Here is a 21,383-nt window from a genome sequence, read left to right as displayed (position 1 = left end):
CAAGGTTTGCCTTCCCGAACGTCTGAACCCGCCGGGTCAGTAATTTATATAGCCCTGGGGCCCCGATGTCTGAGCCGTTACTACAGGCTGTGAATCTTGAATGTGAGCGTGATGACCGGGTTCTGTTCCGGGGGCTCTCGTTTTCCATACTGCCCGGTACTCTGATCCGTGTCGAGGGTCCTAACGGTTCCGGCAAGACCACTTTGTTGCGGATATTGGCCGGACTCAACGACAGCTACAGTGGTGATCTGCTCTGGCGGGGCAAGAACCGTCACGGATTCCGGGAAGAATTTCTCCGCAATATGCTCTACCTCGGCCACCGTCCCGGCATCAAACCCCTGCTTACGCCCATGGAAAACCTGCGTGCCCTGATGGACGGTCGTCGCCCGGTGCCGGACAAGATTCTCTGGCAGGCTCTGGAAGGCACCGGGCTTGGTGGCTTCCAGACGGTTCCCTGTCGTAATCTTTCCGCCGGCCAGCAGCGGCGGGTAGCACTGGCAAGGCTGCTGATAGCGGATGAGCCTCTGTGGATACTGGATGAAGTCTTCACCGCGATCGATATCCAGGGGGTGGGAGCCCTGGAACGGTTATTGGTCGAGCGGGTGGAAAATGGCGGTGCTATCGTGGTCACCACCCACCATGATCTACGCCTGCCATCCATGCAAAGAGTCACCCTGGGCGGAGGCGACGGCCATGGCTACTGAGCCTGTGATTGGCTTGCGCTCCCCTGATTTATCCGTCGGTACGGTCACCGCCATGAAGGCGGTCTTTGTCAGGGACCTGAAAACCGCATTCCGTCAGCCCCAGGATCTGCTCAACCCACTGCTGTTTTTCGTAATGGTAGTAACTCTTTTTCCCCTGGGAGTTAGCCCGGAAGTGTCATTCCTGCAGCAGGCCGGTAGCGGTATCCTGTGGGTGGCGGCATTACTGTCGGTGCTCCTGTCGCTGGATCACCTTTACCGGCATGATTTTGACGATGGCACGCTGGAGCAACTGGTGCTTCAGCCTCAGCCGCTGTTTCTGCTGGTGCTGGCCAAATCCCTGGCGCACTGGGTACTGACCGGGCTGCCACTGGTGCTGCTGACGCCGGTTCTTGGCATCATGGTACACATGGAGGGGAACTCTGTTGTGGTTTTGTGTCTAACGCTGCTGATCGGAACGCCCGTGCTCAGCCTGATTGGCTCCATCGGGGCAGCGTTGACCCTTGGTCTGCGATCGGCAGGCGTGCTCTTGTCACTGCTGATCATTCCGCTGTACATTCCAGTGCTGATTTTCGGCACCGGGACCGTGACGGCCGCCGCAGAAGGCGCGCCTGTGGAAGCCCAGCTGGCACTCATGGGGGCATTTCTGGTGCTGGCCCTGACATTGGCTCCCTTTGCATCGGCAGCCGCTTTACGAATCAGTCTGTCCAACAGTTAGAAGAAAAAAGGTTGCAACCTGATGTGGCAAATTTTTCACAAGCTGGGCTCACCGAAGTGGTTTTTCGGTATCGCGTCAAAACTGATGCCCTGGCTGCTTTGGGTTGGCGCCGCGATGCTGGTGGCGGGTATTGTCTGGGGGCTGGGTTTCGCGCCCAAGGATTATCTGCAGGGTAACAGCTACCGTATTATTTTCATCCATGTGCCAGCCGCCTTTCTGGCCCAGTCCGTGTATATCATGATGGCGGTCGCAGGTCTGGTAACACTGGTGTGGCGAATGAAACTGGCGGATGTCTTTGTCAGGGCGGTGGCCCCGGTAGGAGCGATTCTGACTTTCCTTGCCCTGTTTACCGGCGCAGTCTGGGGTAAGCCCACCTGGGGCACCTGGTGGATATGGGATGCCCGGCTTACCTCGATGCTGATCCTGTTGTTTCTGTATTTCGGTGTCATGGCCCTGGGCGCAGCCATCTCCGATGAAAAATCGTCGGCGCGAGCAGTCGCCGTGCTGGTGCTGGTGGGCGTAGTAAATATACCTATCATCAAATACTCGGTGGAATGGTGGAATACCCTTCATCAGCCAGCCACTTTCAAGCTGACAGAAAAGCCCAGCATGCCGGCGGAAATGTGGGTGCCGTTGTTGCTCTCGGTGCTCGGGCTCTACCTGATTTTCGGCTGGCTGGCCTGCCTACGTATGCAGACCGAGATACTGGTGCGGGAAGGCCGCACCCGTTGGGTAAAAGAACTGGTTCAGGCGCGGGGGAACTGATTCGATGGCATTTGATTCGCTGGGCGCGTTTATCGCCATGGAAGGGCACGGGCCTTACGTGTGGACCTGTTATTTCGTATTTTTTCTGTTGATGGGTGCCATTTCATTATGGTCGCTGCGCCAGCGCCGTTTCGTTATCGAGCAACAGCGCCGCCGGACAGGCAGCAGGGCAATGCCGGACAATAGCCCAGCGGGCGCCAATTTTACCCGAATTGAACCTTCTCAAGACTGACTGGACGATCAACCATGCATCCAATTCGCAAAAAACGGCTCACCATTGTGCTTTTCCTGCTTGCCGGTGTATCGGTGGCGGTGGGTCTGACCACCTACGCGCTGCGCCAGAACATCAACCTGTTTTATGATCCCAGCCAGATCGCTGAGGGCGAGGCGCCGGTGGATGTACGCATAAGAGCCGGTGGCATGGTGGAAGAGGGTTCGGTGTTAAGGGATCCGGAAAGCCTGAGGGTGGAATTCAAGGTAACGGACTTTACCTCTTCGGTGTTGATGGAATACACCGGCATTCTCCCGGACCTGTTTGCCGAGGGGCAGGGGGTTGTTGCCATGGGGCGCCTTGATGGCAATGGTCGCTTCGTAGCGGATCAGGTGCTGGCAAAACACGATGAGAATTACATGTCGCCAGAAGTGAATGAAGCGCTGGAGAAAGCGGCCGGTAAACGCGCTGCCATGTCCGACGCGGAAAGTGAATCTGCCGTCAGCTATTGAACCCGCTGGCCACCTTGTTGAAATAGCAGGAGAATCCTGATGTATCCGGAACTCGGACAGATTGCACTGATACTCGCGCTGTTGTTGGCAGTGCTGCTTTCCGTAGTCCCTCTGGTGGGCTCGGTAACCGGCCGTGATCAATTGCAGGCCTTTGCCAGGCCGCTGTCCGCCGGGCTGTTCGTGTTTGTGGCGCTGGCGTTTGGCCTTCTGACCCATGCCTTCATCACCGACGATTTTTCCGTGGCCTATGTGGCCAATAACAGCAACAGCATGCTGCCCTGGTACTACAAGTTCAGTGCCGTCTGGGGCGGCCATGAGGGGTCCCTGCTGCTGTGGGTGTTGATGCTGGTTGGCTGGGCCCTCGCGGTCGCCGTATTCAGTCGCCGCCTGCCTGCAGTGATGGTGTCCCAGGTATTGGCGGTTCTTGGGATGGTTACGGTAGGTTTCCTGCTGTTTACCATCATCACCTCAAACCCCTTCGATCGCACACTCCCAAATGTCCCCGCTGACGGGGCGGACCTGAACCCGTTGTTGCAGGATTTCGGTCTGATCGTGCACCCGCCCATGCTTTATATGGGTTACGTGGGCTTCTCCGTGGCTTTCGCGTTTGCCATCGCTGCATTGATCAATGGCAAGCTTGACGCTGCCTGGGCGCGCTGGTCACGTCCCTGGACCACCGTAGCCTGGTCTTTTCTGACGCTGGGCATCGCCCTTGGCAGCTGGTGGGCCTATTACGAACTTGGCTGGGGTGGCTGGTGGTTCTGGGACCCGGTGGAAAACGCCTCCTTGCTGCCCTGGTTGTCGGGAACGGCGTTGATTCACAGCCTGGCCGTCACCGAGAAACGAGGGGTTTTCAAGAGCTGGACGGTGCTGCTGGCTATTGTAACCTTTGCACTGAGCCTGCTGGGCACCTTCCTGGTGCGGTCCGGCGTACTGACGTCGGTGCATGCCTTTGCCTCTGATCCCGATCGTGGCACCTTCCTGCTGGTGCTTCTGGCGATCACCATCCTTTCCAGCCTGACGCTGTACGCGTTCCGGGCCCCGGTGGTACATGTGCGTTCCCGTTACGGCAGCCTGTCACGAGAAGTATTCCTGCTGCTCAACAACGTTCTGCTGGTGGCGGCCACCCTGCTGGTGTTGGTAGGTACCCTATATCCGCTGGTACTGGATTATCTGGATATGGGCCGGTTGTCGATCGGTGAGCCCTTCTTCAATCTGACGTTCAGCCCCCTGGGTATAGCAGCGGGCCTGCTGCTTGGTGCCGGTATATTTTCCCGCTGGAAGAAAACCGACGGCGGTTGGCTGGGGCGCAAACTGCTCTGGCCGCTGGCAGTCAGTACCGTGGTAACCGCTGCCGTTATCGCCGGTTATGGCAGCTTCAAGCCCTGGGCCTTCGCCGGTATCTTCGCGTCAGTATGGGTCACTGTTGCCACATTCTGGGATCTTTGGGACAAGTCCGGTTCCAGGAAAGGCCGCCTACACGGGTTAAAGCGCCAGACCAGGAGTTACTATGGCATGGTGCTGGGGCACCTCGGCCTGGCGATTGTCATGGCGGGCGCCACTGTAGCCTCCAATTATGGAATCGAGCGTGATGTGCGGATGTCACCGGGTGATACCGCCTCTGCAGGCGATTATCAGGTAAGATTTGTGGAAATCGGCAACCGCCGCGGCAAGAACTTTACCGCCGAGTACGGCCGCTTTGAGGTATCCGATGGCAGTGGTTCCTTGGTGGCGACGCTTTTCCCGGAAAAACGCCAGTACATGGTGCAGCGTAATACCATGACGGAAGCCGGGATCGACGCCGGCCTGTTCCGGGATATATTTGTGGCCATCGGCGAGCGGGTGTCCGACGATGCCTGGGCCATCCGCCTGCAGTACAAGCCCTTAGTGCGCTGGTTGTGGCTCGGTTCCCTGTTCATGGCTGCCGGCGGCTTCCTGGCAATTGCGGATCGCCGTTACCGGATTCGCGTCAAGGAAACCGACGCCCGGCCGACATCGGCACCCCGGCCTGAGGATGATAACAGCAGCCGTCCGGATCCGGCCGGAGCGGTGTCATGAAACGGGTATTTCTGTTTATTCCGGTTGTTATCGCCGTCGTGCTCGGTGTGTTCCTGTTTGCAGGTATCGGCAAGGACCCGAATAAGCTGGAATCGGCACTGATCGGCAAGCCGGTGCCGGAATTCCTGTTGTCGGATCTTCATGACGAAGGCCGTGAACTCACCCCTGATGTGTTCAAGGGCCAGGTGTCGCTGCTGAATGTCTGGGGCACCTGGTGCCCGGCCTGCCGCGACGAGCACGACGACCTGGTGTGGCTGGCCGAAGATAAGGGTATTCGCATCGTTGGCCTGAACTACAAAGACAACCGTGATGATGCTCTGGTCTGGCTGGACAGGCTGGGGGACCCTTATCAGGTGTCCATCTATGACCCCCGTGGCCGGCTCGGCTTCGATCTGGGCGTTTACGGTGCGCCGGAAACCTACGTGATTGATGGTGAGGGTATCGTGCGCCACCGCCATGTCGGTGTCGTCAATGAAAAGGTCTGGGAGCAGGATATAGAGCCGTTGGTCAACCGGTACAAGGAGAAGATCTGATGTTTCGTCCTGTGCTGATCGCGTTGTTGCTGATGTCCTACGGGCCTTCATTGATGGCCGAGCCTGAACCTGAAGATGTCTACAGCTTTGATACCCGGGAACAGGAAGAGCGATTTCAGAACCTGACATCGGAGCTGCGCTGTCCCAAGTGCCAGAACCAGAACATTGCGGACTCCAACGCCCCTATTTCCAAGGATATGCGGGCCGAGGTTTACCTTATGATGTCCGAAGGAGCCAGCAACGAGGAAATTGTCGGCGCTTTGGTAGGTCGCTTCGGGGAGTTCGTGCGCTACAAGCCCGAGGTCGACCGTCGCACCATCCTGCTGTGGGCCACCCCGGTGATTGCTGTGGTGATTGGCCTACTGGTAGTCGCCACCATCGTCATTCGAGCCCGTCGTTACGGCGATAGCGAACCGACCCTGAGCAATGAAGAGCGTGCCCGGGCATCAAGGATTCTCGCTGGGGATGATTCCGATCGCGCGTCCTGATTAACGGGACCGCAGTTGGTCAGCACAGTAACGTACCCACTCATTTTGTTTTAACCGGACCATGACAGCTCCATGACACAGACTTTCTGGCTCACTGCGGCCGTAATGATTGTACTTGCGCTTGCTTTTATCATCGCACCCCTGTTTTTTCACCGTTCGGGCCGCCGCGCCGAACTCGACCTGCGTAACCAGAACCTGCTGGCCTATCGAAGCCGGATGGAAGAGCTGGATCGGGAGTTCGAGTCGGGGGCCATGGATGAGGACAGCTATCGGCAGCTTCGGGAAGAGCTGGCTGGCAGCATGTTGGACGATGTCCCGGATGCGGAGCGGGGGGTACTTGAGTCTCCTGCGCAAGTCAGCAATGGCAAAAGTTCTGTTGCTGTGGTGGTCGCCAGCCTGGTGATAATCCCTGCCGCTGCCGTTTTTCTCTATCAGCAGTGGGGCGCGCTGGACGATGTCGAGCAGTTCCGTGCCATGGAGGAAATGATGGCTGCGGATGGCGACCGTCTTGGCCAGATGCAGGCGCTCACGGCCCAGTTGCGGGAGCGTCTGGAGGAGAGTCCGGACAATACGGAAGGTTGGGCGATGCTGGGCAGGACGTATATGCGCCTGGAACAGTTCAGCGATGCGGCCTGGGCCTTTGAACGGCTTGCCGGCAGTATTGAGGGTGATGATAGCGGAAAGGCGGTAGCCTGGGGGTTGTCGGCGCAAGCGCAGTTTTTCCTGAGTCAGGGAGAGCTGACGCCTCAGGTGACCGAAACCATTGAAAAAGCCAGGGCGTTGAATCCCGACGAAGTCAATGCTTTGGGTTTGCTGGGTATTTATGCGTTCGGCCAGGAAAACTACGAAGAGGCTCTCCAGTATTGGGAGCGGATTGTTGAGGTGGCGCCGGACCACCCGCAAATCGGCTCCATTCGTCAGGGTATCGAGCAGGCCTATCAGCGTTTGGGTCGCGAAGCGCCCGCGGAGCAGGCAGAGGTTGCGTCCGGCCCGGGAGTTACCGTACGCGTTGAGATTGCCGAGGCCTTCCGTGGCGAGGTACCGGAGGATACCACGCTTTTTGTATTGGCCCGCAGCACCGAGGGGCAGGGTGGTCCCCCACTGGCGGTGGCTCGTCTGACAGCGGGCCAGCTGCCGGCCGATGTGCGGCTTGATGACCGTTTCAATATGTCACCTGACAACAAGCTGTCGGATGCCGACGAGGTTCGCGTGCAGGCCAGACTTTCAAGGGCGGGCACAGCCCGGCCCCAGGCCGGCGACTGGCAGGGCCAGTTGGACGAACCGGTACCGGTAAGCGATGGTGAAGCCGACCCCGTCACTCTGGTTATCGATAAGCAACTGGTGCAGTAGCTGATTCAGCTTCCGCTGGTTCTCAGCCCGTCAGGGTAGAGGGGAGGTAATCCTTCTTCCTTGTTGTAGGAACCCGCGGCGCCTCGAATCCGGATCAGCGCTGTAACCAGGCGGTCTCCGTTCCAGGGCACCGGCGCAGTCTGTTCCGGCGTTCCGAACAACCGTTGTTGCAGCGCCTCGATCTCCGCTGCCAGCTCCTTGTCCTGCTGGAACCGGTTCACATCCACTACGCTGCGGAAAATGTGTTCGGGATGGCTTGCTGCCATCCAGCGCACAAGCAGGTCAGTGGTCTTCGCGTCACCCATTTGTGCCGCTTCACACAGTTCCCTGAACAAGGCCTTCTCACGTAAGTCTCCGGGGCTTTGGGCCGCTGGCCCGGACTGAGACCTGCGTCGGGATAACCACCAGGCTGCTAGGGTTACCAGCCAGGCTCCCAGGAATGCCATTGCGGCCAGTGGCCAGATACCGGGACCCGTACTCCCGGCGGTTGCATCTTCCGGGGCCTTCCGTTCCTCTGAGGCAGCGGCTGCTGGCTCCTCGGGTGAGCCGGCAGGCTCTGACTCGGTCTGGCCGGCACCTGGTTCAATTGTCAGAGTCCGGGCAGGAAGGACAGCCATCCTCTCGGTATCACTTTCGGTATCCCACCAGGGAATCCGGATTTCCGGCAGTACCAGCTCTCCAGCCTGGACGGGTACCAGCGCGGCCGTCTGTGTCAGCTGTGATGCCAGTCCTTCACTGCCTGGCGTTGTTGTGCGTTCTGACTTCTCCGGATAGACTCGGACGCCGTCGGGCACTTCCTCGGGGAAGGGAGGCAGCGCTTCGGCGGGCAAGCCGTCAGCCTGCAGCCTCAGGGTGCGGGTAAGGTTCTGGCCGGTAGACAGTGCCTGCTTATCCGGCAGTCCGGACTCACTCAGCTCAAGATTGCGTGCTGGCAACCAGGTATCACCGCTGAAGCCTGCGGGTACCGGTTTGACCGGGACATCGAAAAGGCTGGCATTGTCGCGGAGGTATTTCAGCCGGCCTGCGTTGTTGCGGGCCTGACCCTCGAACCGGATGGGCTGCAGGCTGAGTTGTCCTTCTCTCTGGGGGAACAGCGCATATCGGCGCTCGACCACCCGATAGCGCATCCCGTCCCGATAGCGGGTGTATTCGGTCTGTTTGCCCAGAGATTCAATGATGGCGTGGGGGTGCTGGGGCTCGGATAGCTCACCACGGATCAGGTTGCCAGTGAAAAACAGCTTGACGGTAAGCACCAGCTGTTCCTGCACGTAGACCTCATCCTTGTCTGTTGCCAGTTCGATAAAACTGTCACGCGGGCCATCCTGTTCATTGGCCGTCGGTGGACCGCTTTCCACTTGTATATCAATCGGCTCGGATTTCGCATCTTTGAACCTGAGCGCAGGAATTGTCAGTTTTCCGGTGGTTTTTGGCGCCAGTTGATAGGTCCATATGATCTCGCCAACCATGTCTCTGTTAAGGCTGAGGATGGAATACTGCTCATTCGTGGCCAGTATCTCGAAATGGTCCTCCACCTTTTCAATATCCGGTTTCGGCAGGCTGGACATGTCAAAATCAAACGGATTGAGGCGATTGATTTCAATGTTCGTTTTGCCTGTGACGGTCAGGGTCAGCACCTCACCTTCGTGAATGCGGGTCCTGTCAGGCTCAACCACCAGCTCATTTGCTGCCAGGGCCTGTCCCGCCACGGCCATTAGCATCGATATCAGAATAGACGCACAGGTCAGCCGGCTTACCATGGTGTATCGCCCTCGTCAGATGGTGTGTCCCTGTCCTGGTATTGTTGCAGGAATTTTCTGCGCAGCAGGCCGCCAGGATTGTCCGGCACGCGCCTTAACCATTGCTCCTGGCCCTGACTCAGTGGGGACGTATCCAGTTCCGCTGGTGATCGGGGCTCCTGGCTGTCGTTTTCAGCGGCCTCGGCACCGGGCTGTTCGTCCTGGCCCTGGGATTGTTCCTGCTGCCGGTTGTCGTTATCCGGCTCACCCTTCTGCTGCTGGTCATTCTGCTGGTCACTGGGCTGTTCCGACGGGCCCTCCTGTGGGTTCTGGCTATCCGAGCCACCCCGGTCGTTCTGCTGATTGCCCTGCTGTTGCTGGTCATCGTCCTGCCCGGAAGATTCATCGCCTTCATCACCGGACTGGTTCTGTTGTTGCTCCTCCAGAAGCTGTTTCACGAGGTCACGGTTGAAGCGGGCGTCCTCGTTATCCGGATTGTTTTCCAGCGCCTTTTCATACGCCTTCAGCGCCTCTTCGAGTTCACCAGCCCGCGCCAGCGCATTGCCGCGGTTGTATTCCGCCTCTGGTGTTTGCGCCCGAGAGAACGCGTCGGCAGCACTCTCGTAGTTGCCCTCCCGGTAGAGGGCGCTGCCGCGCCATGCGGGGTCATCCAGTACCTGGGCCGCGCGGCCGGGATCCTTTTCGATCAGCTCCGGCGCCCGCTGATCCTGGCGTGACCAGAGGCTGTCCCAGTCGAGGGCCATGGCGGGGCGGGGCGTCAGTGGCAGCAGGGTGAACAGCATGATGACCATGGCCCCACGGCGCCAGCCGATAAGCGCCAGAGGCGCTGCCAGCCAGAGCAACCAGTAGCCATCGTCCTGCCAGCGGTTGACGGTCAGGTCCTGATCGCTGTCTTGCCAGTCCGCTGAATCTCTTGGGCGCAGGTCCAGCGCATCTATGTCCGCATCGGTAATGGTCAACTCATGGCTTTTGCCGCCATTCCTGCTTGCCAGGTTTTCCAGGCCATCAGGGTCGGCACGGGCAATGACGATGTCGTCGTTGTCTTTGATGAAGCCCTGGCGTGCCAGGGGGATCGGGCCGCCTTCCGTTGTGCCGACAGCGAGGGTGCTCAGGGCGAAGCGGCTGCCGGCGAGCTGATCCGTAATGCGTTCGCGATAGCGTTCTCCCACAGTGTCTGCAAGCAGCAGCAGGCGCCCGCTGCCGGGAGCGCCCTGTTCGAGCAATTCAAGGCCCCGCTGAATCCCCAGGTCCGCCCGGTTTCCTGCAGCGGGCATGATGACAGGCTCCAGCACATCCAGCATACCCTCGATGGTGTTACGGTCATCGGTCAGTGGTGTCACTACATGAGCATCGGCGGCATAAACCACCAGTGCGGTCAGGGCACCTTCCCTGGTCCTGAGAATATCGCGGATCTTGCGTTTGGCTACGGTCAGCCTGTCCGGCTCCACATCGGTCGCCAGCATGGACAGGGACAGGTCCAACACGATCACCAGGCTGTCGTTCTGCTGTTGCAAAGGTGTTGGCGCCTGCCGCCAGGACGGCCCTGCAAGGGCAATTGCCAGCACGATGACTGCCGCTACCGCCGGTGCCACAGGGGATTTGCGACGAGCGCCGTCGGCCCCGGACTGGCTGATCAGGGGGCGGAGCAATTGGGCGGGAATGATCCTGCTCCAGCCGCTGTCACTCTGGTGAAAACGTCGTAAAAGCAGTGGCAAGAGCAGCGCTGCCAGAAGCAACAGTAGCCACAGTGGGCGGAGGAAGTGAAAATCAGCCATGACCTGCCTCCTGCCCATTGGCTATGGGTTGCCGTCTCGTCCGCGCCAGTCTGAGGCCCTGCATCAAGACCCATGTCAGGGCGGCAAGCCCGGCGGGCCAGGGGTAAAGTTCGGTCACCGGCCGGTAGTGTTTGCCCTCCAGTTCGATGGGCTCCAGCTGATTGATGCTTTCATAGATCAGCTCAAGCTCGGCCAGGCTGCGGGCACGGAAATACTCGCCGCCAGTCTGCTGGGATATCCGTTTCAGCAAGTCTTCGTCCAGATCCCGGGAGGGGTTGACCCGCCGGGACCCAAGCAGCCCCCTTTCCACCATGGATTCGGCGCCGATGCCGATGGTGTAGATGCGCACGCCTGCCGCTCGGGCAATTTCCGCGGCCTTGTCGGGGGCAATTTCGCCCGCGGTGTTGGCGCCATCCGTCAGCAGTATGACGACCCGTTGTTCCTGGGGCCGGTCCCGTAAACGCTTGACTGCCAGGCCCAGCGCATCACCAATGGCAGTGGCTCGCCCGGCCATACCGATGCCGGCCTCTATGAGCAAGGTTTGCACGGTTGCACGATCAAATGTCAGGGGTGCCTGGATATAGGGCTCGGTACCGAACAGCAGCAGGGCAAGCCGGTCTCCTTCCCGGCGCTGGATAAAGTCATCAAGTACCCGCTTGACCGCCTGCAAGCGGTTGATGCTGCGGCCCTGGATTACCATGTCCCGCTCATCCATGGACGGAGAGATGTCTACTGCCAGCAGCAGGTCACGCCCGCTGACCGGCATTTGTACCTGCTCTCCGACATGCTGGGGCCGCGCCAGGGCTAGCACCAGCAGGATCCAGATCAACAACAGCACCAGCTGTTGCCAGCGAGGAACCCTGCTGCCGGTGCGGCTGACACCGGGCAAGTCGGACAGCCAGTGGCCAACGGGAAACACCGGCGCTTCCACTGCCTGGGCGCTGCGTCTGCGCAGGCGCAAAAGCAGGGGCAGCAGAATCAGTAACAAGACCCAGGGGTAGGCAAGATTCAGCATTTCTGGCCTCGCAGCCACGCCCGGGCGAAGGTGAGGGCATCTTCTGGCCGGCCGCGGGGGGCGGGTTGCCAGGCACTGTTGACCAGGGCCTCGACCACCGGACGGGAAGCCGCCCGGTCTTTCGGACTGGTTTCCAGCAGGAATTGTACCCACGGCTCACCAGACAGGGACTCCGGCGTCCGCTCCGGGTAGCGTATCCGCGCTGATTGCTTCAGCAGCCGGTTCAGGGCAGCGAACCATTCGTTGTCCTGCGATGCCCTGTTTTCTAGCCGCTGCAGCTCCCTCTTTGCCGTCCTGAGCCAGCGGTTTCTGCGGCGTTTTCGTCGGACAAGAGCGAACACCCATACCGCCACTGCCGTGGCAATAACCAGCAGCACCCACCAACCCGGTGCCGGGGGCCAGAACCCGCCCGGTTGCGGTAGGTGTATGTCTCTGAGCTGGCTCAGTGGATCCTGTTCCATCATGGGTTCGAAGCGGTCCTGTTATCCAATGTGACCACGGGGGCCGAGCAATGTCTGAAGAACGAGTGCCGGCTGGTCGCCGGTCATCACACTGGCTGGCTGCACTCCTGCCGTGCGGAAGCACTCTGTCAGTGCCGCGGTATGCTGTCGGACCCTCTGGGCATAGGCCTGCTGAAAGCGGGGATTGCTGCTGTCAAACCACACCGGCCCGTCTTCTCCGGCTATGGCGAAGCGACCGCTGTCCGGCAGTTTCAACTCCAACGGATCAATAACCCGGAGTGCGCTGACAGTATTGTGGCGTGCCAGTGACCCGAGCAGCCGTGATGTGTCCGGGGTAATGTTGAGAAAATCACTGACCACGAAAATACGGCTACCGGTATGGGCGACCCGGCGTGCTTCCTGGAGCGCGGTATCCAGATCCGCCACTGTGTCCTTGGCCGGTGGCAAGTCCTGCTCCTCTCGGGCAACCCTCTGCTGCCGCGCTATCGTATCAAGAAGTCGCAATACCGATTTCTTGCGACGGGCGGGTCGCTGTACCGTCAATTCCCGGCCATTGAAAACAATTCCCCCCACCTGATCTCCTGACCAGAGCGCCAGCCACGCCAGGATGCCTACCAGCTGGGCACTGCGGACCTGCTTGTAGGCGCCGGTGCTGGCAAAAAACAGGGAAGGGCCAAGATCGCACAGCAGAAGCACCGGTCGCTCCCGCTCCTCTTCATAAAGTTTGGTATGGGGCGATTGTCGCCGCGCGGTAACCCGCCAGTCGATACTGCGTATGTCGTCGCCCGGCTGATACTGTCGCACCTCGGCAAAAGCCATACCGCGCCCGCGACGTGGTGAACGCTGAAGTCCGGCCTGGCGGGACCTGACCGGGCGCGCGGCTGGCAATTTCAACGCCCGGGCATCGGCCTGAAGCCGGATCAGCCCTGGAAGGGAAATGTGTGTGGCTGGCTCAGTTGCAGTCATGGTCACGGTGGTCAGGCGGTTACCGGAACGCGGTCGATCAGTCGCTGGATGATGGCATCAGCCGTCAGACCCTCGGCCTCCGCCTCGAACGTCAACAGGATCCGGTGCCTGAGGACGTCAAAAGCAATGCTGCGGACGTCGTCCGGGCTGACGTAGTCCCGCCCCTGAAGCCAGGCCATGGCGCGGCTGCAACGATCCAGTGCAATGGTGCCACGGGGACTGGCGCCAAAGGCGGTCCAGCGGGCCAGCTCCGGGTCCAGCGTGCCGGGATCCCTGGTTGCCAGCACCAGCGCCAGCAGATACTGCTCTACAGGTTCCGACATATAAATATCTGAAACCGCATGTCGGGCCTCAAAAACCTGGTCTGCCGTCAGCCGCACTTCCGCCGCGACCTGCCCGCGCCGGTAGTCGTTTCGTGCCAGGTGCAGGATGGCTTTCTCTGCTTCAGCGGAAGGGTAATCAATGACCACATGCATCAGGAAGCGGTCCAGCTGGGCTTCGGGAAGCGGGTAGGTGCCTTCCTGCTCAATGGGATTCTGGGTGGCCATGACCATGAACAACCGGTCCAGCGGAAACGTGCGCATACCGACACTGACCTGGCGTTCCCCCATGGCTTCCAGCAGTGCTGACTGAACCTTGGCGGGCGCGCGGTTGATCTCATCGGCCAATACCAGGTTGTGGAAAATCGGGCCACGCTGGAATTCGAAGGTCCCGGTTTCGGCCCGGTAGATCTCACTGCCGGTGACGTCCGAGGGGAGCAGATCCGGAGTAAACTGAATGCGGTGGAAGTCACCCTCAAGATGATCAGCCAACGCTTTGATGGCCGTTGTTTTGGCAAGCCCGGGAGCGCCCTCCACCAACAGGTGACCATCGGCGAGCAAGGCGATCAGCAAACGGTCTACCAGTTTTTCCTGGCCGATGATTCTTTTTGCCAACTGGGACCTGAGCTCACCAAACGTATGCTGTAATGCCATGGGAAATATCTACTCCTGCTGCAGGGCGGTTTGCCTAAGTAGTTGCCGCAGTTTTCGCATCTGCGGCGCAAAAATCAAGGCTTTGACTATGCTTATGTGACAGTACGCCGATTACGTTTATTTCACACTCATAGAGGTCGACTATGAATGCGCTGACAATCGCCAGCAAGGAACAGTTTTTTCAGCAGCTGGACGAAGCTTTCGCCGAAAAAATAGCAAAAACCGAAGCGAAGAAAATCAGTGAATTCGCCAAGCAGCATTATGCGCATATTCCTCTCGAAGAGCTCGTGAGTCGCAGGTTTTCCGATACCTACGGGGCCATACTCGCGGCCTGGAAATTTCTCCAGAAGCGCCCGGCCGACGAAACTCCGGTGTCCGTATTTAATCCGGAGCTGGAAAGTGACGGCTGGCAGTCGACCCACTCGGTCATTTTCGTCCTGCACCCGAACATGCCGTTCCTGATCGATTCCCTGCGAATAGCGATCAACCAGCGCGAGATCGGTACCCACTCCATCCAGCATTCGGTACTGCAGGTGGAGCGAGATGACGAAGGGAAGTTGAAAAAACTGCATCCGCCCAAGAAAAAGGTCGCGGACGGTAATCACGAAGCCTTCATTGCCCTGGAAATCGACCGTCACAGTAATCCGGAGGACCTCAGAGCGCTGGAAGAGGTGTTTCAGGCCATTCTTCATGAGGTCCGGATCGCGGTCGGTGATTTCCCGATAGTGACCGAAAAAGTCAATCAAATCAGTCGCGAGCTCGATAATACCACCGCCGGCATTGACGAAGAACAGAAAGAAGAGGCGAAGGCGTTCCTGGAATGGCTGGTGAAGGATCATTTCACCTTTCTGGGCTACGACGAGTACGATTTTGCCAGGGACAAGAACGGTCTGGTGGTCCGTCGTATCGAGAATTCCGAGCTGGGTATCCTGAGGGTCAACAATGAGCGCCCGGACAAAGTCCGGCTGAACGAGTTGCCCCAGCGCACACGCCATGAGATGACCCGCACCGACGATATCTTCATCTTCGCCAAGTCAGCCCAACGTTCACGGGTGCATCGCCCGGCCTATCCGGACTACATTGCGGTCAAGAAGTTCAACAGCAAAGGCGAAGTGGTCGGTGAGCGCCGATTCTTGGGTCTTTACACCTCCCGTGTCTACAACGAGCGCCCGGACGAGATTCCTCTGCTGCGGCGCAAGTTCCAGGCAGTGATGAGGCGTTCCGGTTTTCTGCGGGCCGATTACGCCGGCAAGGAGCTGGATCAGATACTCACGGTCTATCCCCGTGACGAGTTGTTCCAGATCGAGCCCGGTGAGCTGCTGTCGGTTGCCAAGAGCATTCTCTACATTCAGGAGCGGCGTCGCATAGAGCTGTTCATGCGGGAAGATGTGTACGGTCAGTTTGTGACCTGTCTGGCCTTTTTTCCCCGGGACATCTACAACACGGAACTGCGCCTGAAGGTGGAGCAGGTTCTTTGGGACAGGCTCGAGGCCGAGGATATCGAGTTTGTCACCCATTTCTCTGAATCGGTTCTGGCACGGGTGCAGTTCACGGTCCGCGTGCCCAAGGTGGAAAATCGCCAGCTGCCTATCACCGAGATTCGCCATAAGGTGATCGAGCTTGCCCAGTCCTGGCGGGATGGCCTGATGGAGGCACTGAACGAAGCCTACGGTGAGGAGCAGGGCAACGAGATGTTCCGCCTTTACTCATCAGGCTTTCCGGCCAGTTACGAGGACATGTTTTCGCCACGGCGTGCAGCCATAGACCTTGAGCACATCGCCGAGGCAGCCAGCGAAAAGCATCTCACCATGAGCTTTTACCGGGCGCTGGAAGAAGACGAAAGCATACTGCACTTCAAGCTTTTCTATCCGGACGAGACATTGCCACTGTCGGATGTCATGCCGATCTTCGACAACCTGGGGTTCCGGGTCATCGGTGAACATCCGTTTGAAGTCACGGATCGCCGGGGCAGGACCGTCTGGATTCACGATTTCACGCTCAAGGCTCACAGTGGCGTGGTGGTGGACATTCACCGCATTCGTCCCATTTTCGAGGACCTGTTCCGTCGGGTCTGGTACGGCGATGCGGAAAACGATGCCTTTAACCGGCTGTTATTGTCCTCCTACATGAGCTGGCGGGAGATTGCCCTGCTTCGTACCTTTGCCCGCTACATGCGGCAGATCCGTTTCTCCAACAGTCAGACCTTTATATCGAATACTCTGGTCAACCACGTGGATCTGACACGGCTGTTGCTCGAGTTCTTCGAGGTGCGTTTCAACCCCGCGCGCTACCAGAGCGAGGGCAAGAGCAAGGCCGCGCAGCAGAAACTTGAAATCGAGTTCAATGCCGGTCTCGATGGTGTGGATAACCTCAGTGAGGACCGGGTGCTGCGGCTCTTCCTCGAGTTGATGCAGGCCACCTTGCGCACCAACTATTACCAACCGGACCAGGATGGCAGCGTTAAGCCCTACATCAGCGTGAAGTTCGATCCGTCGGAGATTCCGGACGTGCCGTTGCCCCTGCCCATGTTCGAGATTTTTGTCTACTCGCCACGGGTCGAAGGTGTCCACCTGCGTGGCGGCAAGGTCGCCCGCGGTGGCCTGCGCTGGTCCGATCGATTTGAGGACTACCGCACCGAGATTCTGGGACTGGTGAAGGCGCAGCAGGTCAAGAACGCTGTGATCGTGCCGGTAGGGGCCAAGGGCGGCTTTGTTGCCAAGCGCCTGCCTGACATGTCGGATCGGGAAGCGTTCCAGGCAGAGGGGATCAGGGCCTACAAGACCTTCATCCGTGGCTTGCTGGATATTACCGACAACCTTGTGGATGGCGGCATTCAGCCCCCGGAGTCCGTTATCCGTCACGATGACGACGATCACTACCTGGTCGTGGCTGCCGACAAGGGCACCGCTACCTTCTCCGATATAGCGAACGGCCTTGCCGCCGAGTACGATTTCTGGATGGGGGATGCGTTTGCTTCTGGCGGCAGCAACGGCTACGACCACAAGAAAATGGGTATTACCGCCCGCGGTGCCTGGGTATCCGTTGAACGGCATTTCAAAGAGCTGGGCATCAATCCCGCTCTGGACGAATTTACCGCTATCGGCATCGGCGACATGGGTGGGGATGTGTTCGGCAACGGCCTGTTGTCATCAGAGAAGACGAAACTGGTGGCGGCGTTCAACCACGTTCACATCTTCATCGACCCGGCGCCGGACGCAGCGCTGAGCTACAAGGAGCGCAAGCGCCTCTTTGAGCTGCCGCGATCTTCCTGGACCGATTACGACACCAGTCTGATTTCCAAGGGCGGTGGCGTATTCAGCCGAAGTGCCAAGTCGATTCCGGTCAGCCCGGAGATGAAAAAACTGCTGGGTATAAAATCGGACCGTGTGCCCCCCAACATGCTGATCACCCATATTCTCAAGGCCCAGGCGGATCTGCTCTGGATCGGCGGCATTGGTACCTATGTGAAGGCGCGTGACGAGTCCCATGGTGATGTCGGTGACAAGGCCAACGACGCTCTGCGCATTAACGGCTCCGAGCTGCTCTGTAAGGTTGTTGGCGAAGGCGGCAATCTGGGCATGACCCAGCTGGGTCGCATTGAATTTGCCCTGAAGGGTGGTCGGCTGAACACCGACTTTATCGACAACTCCGGTGGGGTGGACTGTTCAGACCACGAAGTGAACATGAAAATTTTGCTCAACCACGCGGTCGCCATGGGCGATCTTACCGACAAGCAGCGCAACATCATGCTGGAGGAGATGACGGATGACGTCGCCGCACTGGTCCTGAAAAACAACTACCGGCAGACCCAGGCCATCAGTATTGCCAGTGTCGGAGCCTTGAGCCGGCTGGAAGAATACCGCCGCCTGATGAACTCGATGGAAAGTGAAGGCAAACTCAACCGCAGCCTGGAGTTCCTGCCGGACGACGAAACGCTCTCGGAGAGGAAACTGGACAAGAAGGGGCTGACGCGTCCCGAGCTGTCGGTGCTCATCTCTTACGTCAAGGGCGATCTGAAACAGACCCTCATTGCCAGCAGTCTGCCTGACGAGCCCCTGCTGGCCGGGGAAATGTACAAGGTGTTTCCCAAGGATCTGACTCGCAAGTTCGCCAAGGAACTGGGGGAGCACCAGTTGCGCCGGGAAATCATCGCCACCCAGATTGCCAATGATATGGTCAATCACATGGGGATTACCTTTGTCGAGAGGCTGAAGCAGTCTACCGGTGCCGACGCCGCCTCCATTTCCCTGGCGTGGATCATTGCCCGAGACGTGTTCCGGCTGGATACCTGGTGGGACAAGATTGAATACCTGGATTACTTCATCCCCGCGAATCTGCAGCTGGAGCTCATGGGCGACATGATGCGGTTGATCCGCCGGGCAGTTCGCTGGCTGCTTCGCAACCGTCGCGCCGAACTCAGTATCCAGAGCCATATGGAAAGGTTCGCAGACAGTGTCTGGAAGATCACTGCGGACCTGCCGGATTATCTGGGAGAACAGGCCCGTGCAGACTGGAAAAAACGCCATGATGAACTGGTCGGATCAGGATTGCCTGAAGACCTGGCGTCCGTGGTTTCCGGCACCAAGTACCTGTATTCGTCTCTGGGTATTATCGAGGCAAGGGAGGCCACCGGTATGCCTCTGAAAACCGTCGCCAATCTGTATTATGACCTTGGTGACAAGCTCGACCTGAACTGGTTCGCCAATGCCATTGCCGATTTGGTGCCAGCTTCCCATTGGCAGGCTCTGGCGCGGGAAAGCTTCCGTGAGGACCTGGACTGGCAGCAGCGGGCGCTGACTACAGGCGTGCTCAAGCTGGCTGAAAAACCGGAGGATGTTAATCGCTGTGTCGAAAACTGGATGCAGCGGCACACGGCCATGATCAATCGCTGGAGGTCCATGCTCACCGAGCTCAAGAGCGTCAGGGAACCGGAATACGCGATGTTTTCGGTGGCCCTGCGAGAGCTGCTGGACCTGGCCCAGACCACGATGCATGAACAGTACGATGAGCCGGTCGCTCCGACCACTTGAGTATTGCTTTCTGGCGGTGATTGCCGTTCAATTCCGCCACCGTTAATTTGCACTCAGGAGGTATGATGGGGCAGCTCGATACATTGCTGGATAAAAACAGGGCGTGGGCCGACAGCATCAAGAGTCAGGACCCGGACTTTTTTACCCGGCTTTCCAATCAGCAGGCCCCGGAATATCTCTGGATCGGGTGCGCAGACAGCCGGGTGCCGGCGAACCAGATTGTGGATCTGATGCCCGGGGAGCTGTTCGTGCACCGCAACGTTGCAAACGTGGTGGTGCACACGGATTTCAACTGTCTCTCGGTGCTGCAGTTCGCCATTGACGTGCTGAAGGTCAAGCACATTCTGGTGGTAGGCCACTATGGCTGCGGTGGTGTGAAGGCCGCCCTGCACAATGAGGGTTTTGGCCTGATATCAAACTGGCTGCGGCACGTGCAGGATGTTCGTGACAAGCATCAGCGTGTGCTCGACGGGCTGGCATCGGATCAGGATCGCGTCGACCGGTTGTGCGAGCTTAACGTGGTTGAGCAGGTTGGCCATGTATGTCAGAACACCATTGTTCAGGAAGCCTGGCGCCGAGCCCAGCCATTGACCGTCCACGGCTTTGTCTATGACGTGGCAGACGGTATTCTGCGGGATATGGGGCTTTCCATTGCCTCGGAAGCCGACCGCGAAAGTATCAAACAGAACAGCGTGGATGAGCTGGTGCTCCGGCCTGTCCGGTCAGGGCGCCAAAAAAAGTAGTATCCGCTTTTCCGGTTATTACTTTTTCAGTGGCCCGGGTCGAGACTCCGGGCTTCATTGCGGTTAGAGTATTCCGCCTGACATCCAGCCCGGACCAGCACCACATGCCTGCATTCCCCAATTCCCATGAAGCGTTGTTGAAAAACCAGGAAGTTCTGCATGGACGCCTTGCTGTCCTGGGGCCTACTGAACTTTCCCTGATGCCAGCCCTTGCCGGGTCAGGCCTTGTGGTTACCGAGCATTTCGGTTTCTGGCAGCGCCTGAATACCCTGGAGGGCTGGCAAGCGGCGTTCGGTTACGACGATCCTGCATTGGTGCCCGCCAGCGTGGATACAATAGTGGTGTTCCTGCCCAAAGCGAGGGCCGAGTTGACGTTGCGCCTGGAGCTGGCGCGCTGGCTGGCAGCAAAAGGTGCGCGGCTGATTCTGGTGGGCGAGAAAAAAGAAGGTATAGCGGGGGCCGTAAAACAACTTAAAGCTCTGGCTCCCGGGGCTTTCAAGCTGGACAGTGCGCGCCATTGCCAGGTCTGGCAGGCTGACAATCTGGTGCCATCGGAAGGGTTTAATGTGCGTGAGTGGCTGGAGTGGCATCCGGTTGAACGTGAGGGAATCCGTTTCGATGTGGCCGGGTTGCCCGGCATTTTCAGTGCAGGTGCGCTGGATGCCGGAACCGCCATGCTACTGGCCTCCCTTGCGGAGGTAACTCCGGGCAGGGGGCCGGTGCTGGATTTCGCCTGTGGCGCCGGTGTTATCGGAACCTGGCTGCAACTCTACCAGAGGGCCCAAGGGGGTGCGGCTGCTCAGGTCGATGGCGTTGATGTTCAGTCCCAGGCGGTTATCTGCGCCCGTTCCACGTATCAGCGCGCAGGTGTAACCGGCGCCATTACGGCCTCGGATGGCCTCGACCAGGTTGCGGGCAAATACGCGACGGTGTTGAGCAACCCCCCCTTTCACGCCGGTATCCGGACGGACACGTCAATGACGGAGCAGTTTTTGCGGCAGGTGGCGCAGCATCTGGAGCCGGGGGGTGAGTTGCGGCTGGTAGCCAACAGCTTTCTTCCCTATGAAGAGCTGATGCGCCGTCATGTGGGGCCGGTTAAAGCGATTTCCGCGGACAGGCGCTTTACTGTGTGGTCAGCCCGGCGTCATTGACCGTAGCGCTGGTGGCAGCAGAAACACTGTCTCTCCGAGACGAAAAAAGCCCCTGGGGTGAGGGGCAAAGAAGGTTGTCTTCCAAAAAAACGGAGCAACCTGAAATCGTCTGACCAGAGTAGGGTTAATTTCTAGAATAATCAGCCTAAAATGGACCGCTGTTTCAAACCTGAAA

The 21,383-nt window shown here is 58.9% G+C and carries 18 protein-coding genes; 12 read left to right on the top strand and 6 right to left on the bottom strand.

What is annotated here, in order from left to right; translation table 11 throughout:
• The first annotated feature begins 65 nt into the window (after positions 1-65).
• The 9 genes from ccmA (at position 66) to ccmI (ending at position 7,336) form a co-directional block, all read left to right on the top strand.
• A complete protein-coding gene (gene ccmA / locus DIT71_RS10835) occupies positions 66-704 on the top strand; it encodes a cytochrome c biogenesis heme-transporting ATPase CcmA (protein ID WP_114613217.1) in 639 nt (212 codons plus the stop codon).
• A complete protein-coding gene (gene ccmB, locus DIT71_RS10830; protein WP_199490998.1) occupies positions 694-1,419 on the top strand; it encodes a heme exporter protein CcmB in 726 nt (241 codons plus the stop codon). Before ccmA ends, ccmB begins: the two co-directional genes overlap by 11 nt.
• A gap of 21 nt (positions 1,420-1,440) precedes the next feature.
• On the top strand, positions 1,441-2,184 hold the full coding sequence (locus tag DIT71_RS10825; protein WP_114613216.1) for a heme ABC transporter permease: 744 nt from the start codon (positions 1,441-1,443) through the stop codon (positions 2,182-2,184).
• A gap of 4 nt (positions 2,185-2,188) precedes the next feature.
• Positions 2,189-2,416, top strand: a complete 228-nt coding sequence (ccmD, locus tag DIT71_RS10820; RefSeq protein WP_114613215.1) for a heme exporter protein CcmD — start codon at positions 2,189-2,191, stop codon at positions 2,414-2,416.
• Positions 2,417-2,430: 14 nt separating this feature from the next.
• A complete protein-coding gene (gene ccmE, locus DIT71_RS10815) occupies positions 2,431-2,907 on the top strand; it encodes a cytochrome c maturation protein CcmE (RefSeq protein WP_114613214.1) in 477 nt (158 codons plus the stop codon).
• A 39-nt stretch (positions 2,908-2,946) separates the two neighbouring features.
• Positions 2,947-4,965 (top strand): heme lyase CcmF/NrfE family subunit, encoded by a 2,019-nt coding sequence (locus DIT71_RS10810; RefSeq protein ID WP_114613213.1) that lies wholly within the window; start codon positions 2,947-2,949, stop codon positions 4,963-4,965.
• Positions 4,962-5,498 carry a DsbE family thiol:disulfide interchange protein gene (locus tag DIT71_RS10805; RefSeq protein WP_114613212.1) on the top strand — a complete coding sequence of 179 codons (537 nt, stop codon included), beginning with the start codon at positions 4,962-4,964 and terminating at the stop codon, positions 5,496-5,498. The genes DIT71_RS10810 and DIT71_RS10805 overlap by 4 nt, the downstream gene beginning before the upstream one ends.
• Positions 5,498-5,986 carry a cytochrome c-type biogenesis protein gene (locus DIT71_RS10800; protein ID WP_114613211.1) on the top strand — a complete coding sequence of 163 codons (489 nt, stop codon included), beginning with the start codon at positions 5,498-5,500 and terminating at the stop codon, positions 5,984-5,986. The genes DIT71_RS10805 and DIT71_RS10800 overlap by 1 nt, the downstream gene beginning before the upstream one ends.
• 72 nt (positions 5,987-6,058) lie before the next feature.
• Complete coding sequence (gene ccmI / locus DIT71_RS10795; protein WP_114613210.1) at positions 6,059-7,336, top strand: c-type cytochrome biogenesis protein CcmI; 1,278 nt, start codon at positions 6,059-6,061, stop codon at positions 7,334-7,336.
• Between the two features lie 5 nt (positions 7,337-7,341).
• Here the strand turns inward: ccmI and DIT71_RS10790 are convergent, their stop codons facing one another.
• Genes DIT71_RS10790 through DIT71_RS10765 form a run of 6 tightly spaced genes read right to left on the bottom strand, consistent with a single transcriptional unit; the run spans position 7,342 to position 14,284 of the window.
• Entirely contained in the window at positions 7,342-9,093 is a 1,752-nt protein-coding gene (locus DIT71_RS10790; protein ID WP_114613209.1) for a BatD family protein, read from the bottom strand.
• Positions 9,087-10,868, bottom strand: coding sequence for a vWA domain-containing protein (locus DIT71_RS10785; RefSeq protein WP_114613208.1), 1,782 nt, complete (start codon positions 10,866-10,868; stop codon positions 9,087-9,089). The genes DIT71_RS10790 and DIT71_RS10785 overlap by 7 nt, the downstream gene beginning before the upstream one ends.
• Positions 10,861-11,883: a vWA domain-containing protein gene (locus DIT71_RS10780; protein ID WP_114613207.1), complete on the bottom strand. Its 1,023-nt coding sequence runs from the start codon at positions 11,881-11,883 to the stop codon at positions 10,861-10,863. Before DIT71_RS10780 ends, DIT71_RS10785 begins: the two co-directional genes overlap by 8 nt.
• Positions 11,877-12,347: a DUF4381 domain-containing protein gene (locus DIT71_RS10775; protein WP_114613206.1), complete on the bottom strand. Its 471-nt coding sequence runs from the start codon at positions 12,345-12,347 to the stop codon at positions 11,877-11,879. Before DIT71_RS10775 ends, DIT71_RS10780 begins: the two co-directional genes overlap by 7 nt.
• A gap of 18 nt (positions 12,348-12,365) precedes the next feature.
• Entirely contained in the window at positions 12,366-13,310 is a 945-nt protein-coding gene (locus tag DIT71_RS10770) for a DUF58 domain-containing protein (RefSeq protein WP_114613205.1), read from the bottom strand.
• 11 nt (positions 13,311-13,321) lie between these two features.
• Entirely contained in the window at positions 13,322-14,284 is a 963-nt protein-coding gene (locus DIT71_RS10765; protein ID WP_114613204.1) for an AAA family ATPase, read from the bottom strand.
• 143 nt (positions 14,285-14,427) lie between these two features.
• On the opposite strand from DIT71_RS10765, the gene DIT71_RS10760 reads away from it, so the two are divergent.
• The 3 genes from DIT71_RS10760 to DIT71_RS10750 all read left to right on the top strand — a co-directional run bounded on the left by DIT71_RS10760 (position 14,428) and on the right by DIT71_RS10750 (position 21,208).
• Positions 14,428-19,314: an NAD-glutamate dehydrogenase gene (locus DIT71_RS10760; protein WP_114613203.1), complete on the top strand. Its 4,887-nt coding sequence runs from the start codon at positions 14,428-14,430 to the stop codon at positions 19,312-19,314.
• Between the two features lie 65 nt (positions 19,315-19,379).
• Positions 19,380-20,057 (top strand): carbonate dehydratase, encoded by a 678-nt coding sequence (can, locus tag DIT71_RS10755; RefSeq protein WP_114613202.1) that lies wholly within the window; start codon positions 19,380-19,382, stop codon positions 20,055-20,057.
• Between the two features lie 104 nt (positions 20,058-20,161).
• Positions 20,162-21,208, top strand: coding sequence for a class I SAM-dependent methyltransferase (locus DIT71_RS10750; RefSeq protein WP_114613201.1), 1,047 nt, complete (start codon positions 20,162-20,164; stop codon positions 21,206-21,208).
• The last annotated feature ends 175 nt before the right edge of the window (positions 21,209-21,383 follow it).

It is taken from the genome of Marinobacter vulgaris, assembly GCF_003344045.1.
Lineage (GTDB): Bacteria > Pseudomonadota > Gammaproteobacteria > Pseudomonadales > Oleiphilaceae > Marinobacter > Marinobacter vulgaris.
Note: the sequence above shows the minus strand (reverse complement) of the source record. Positions and strands in the feature narration are given on the sequence as shown.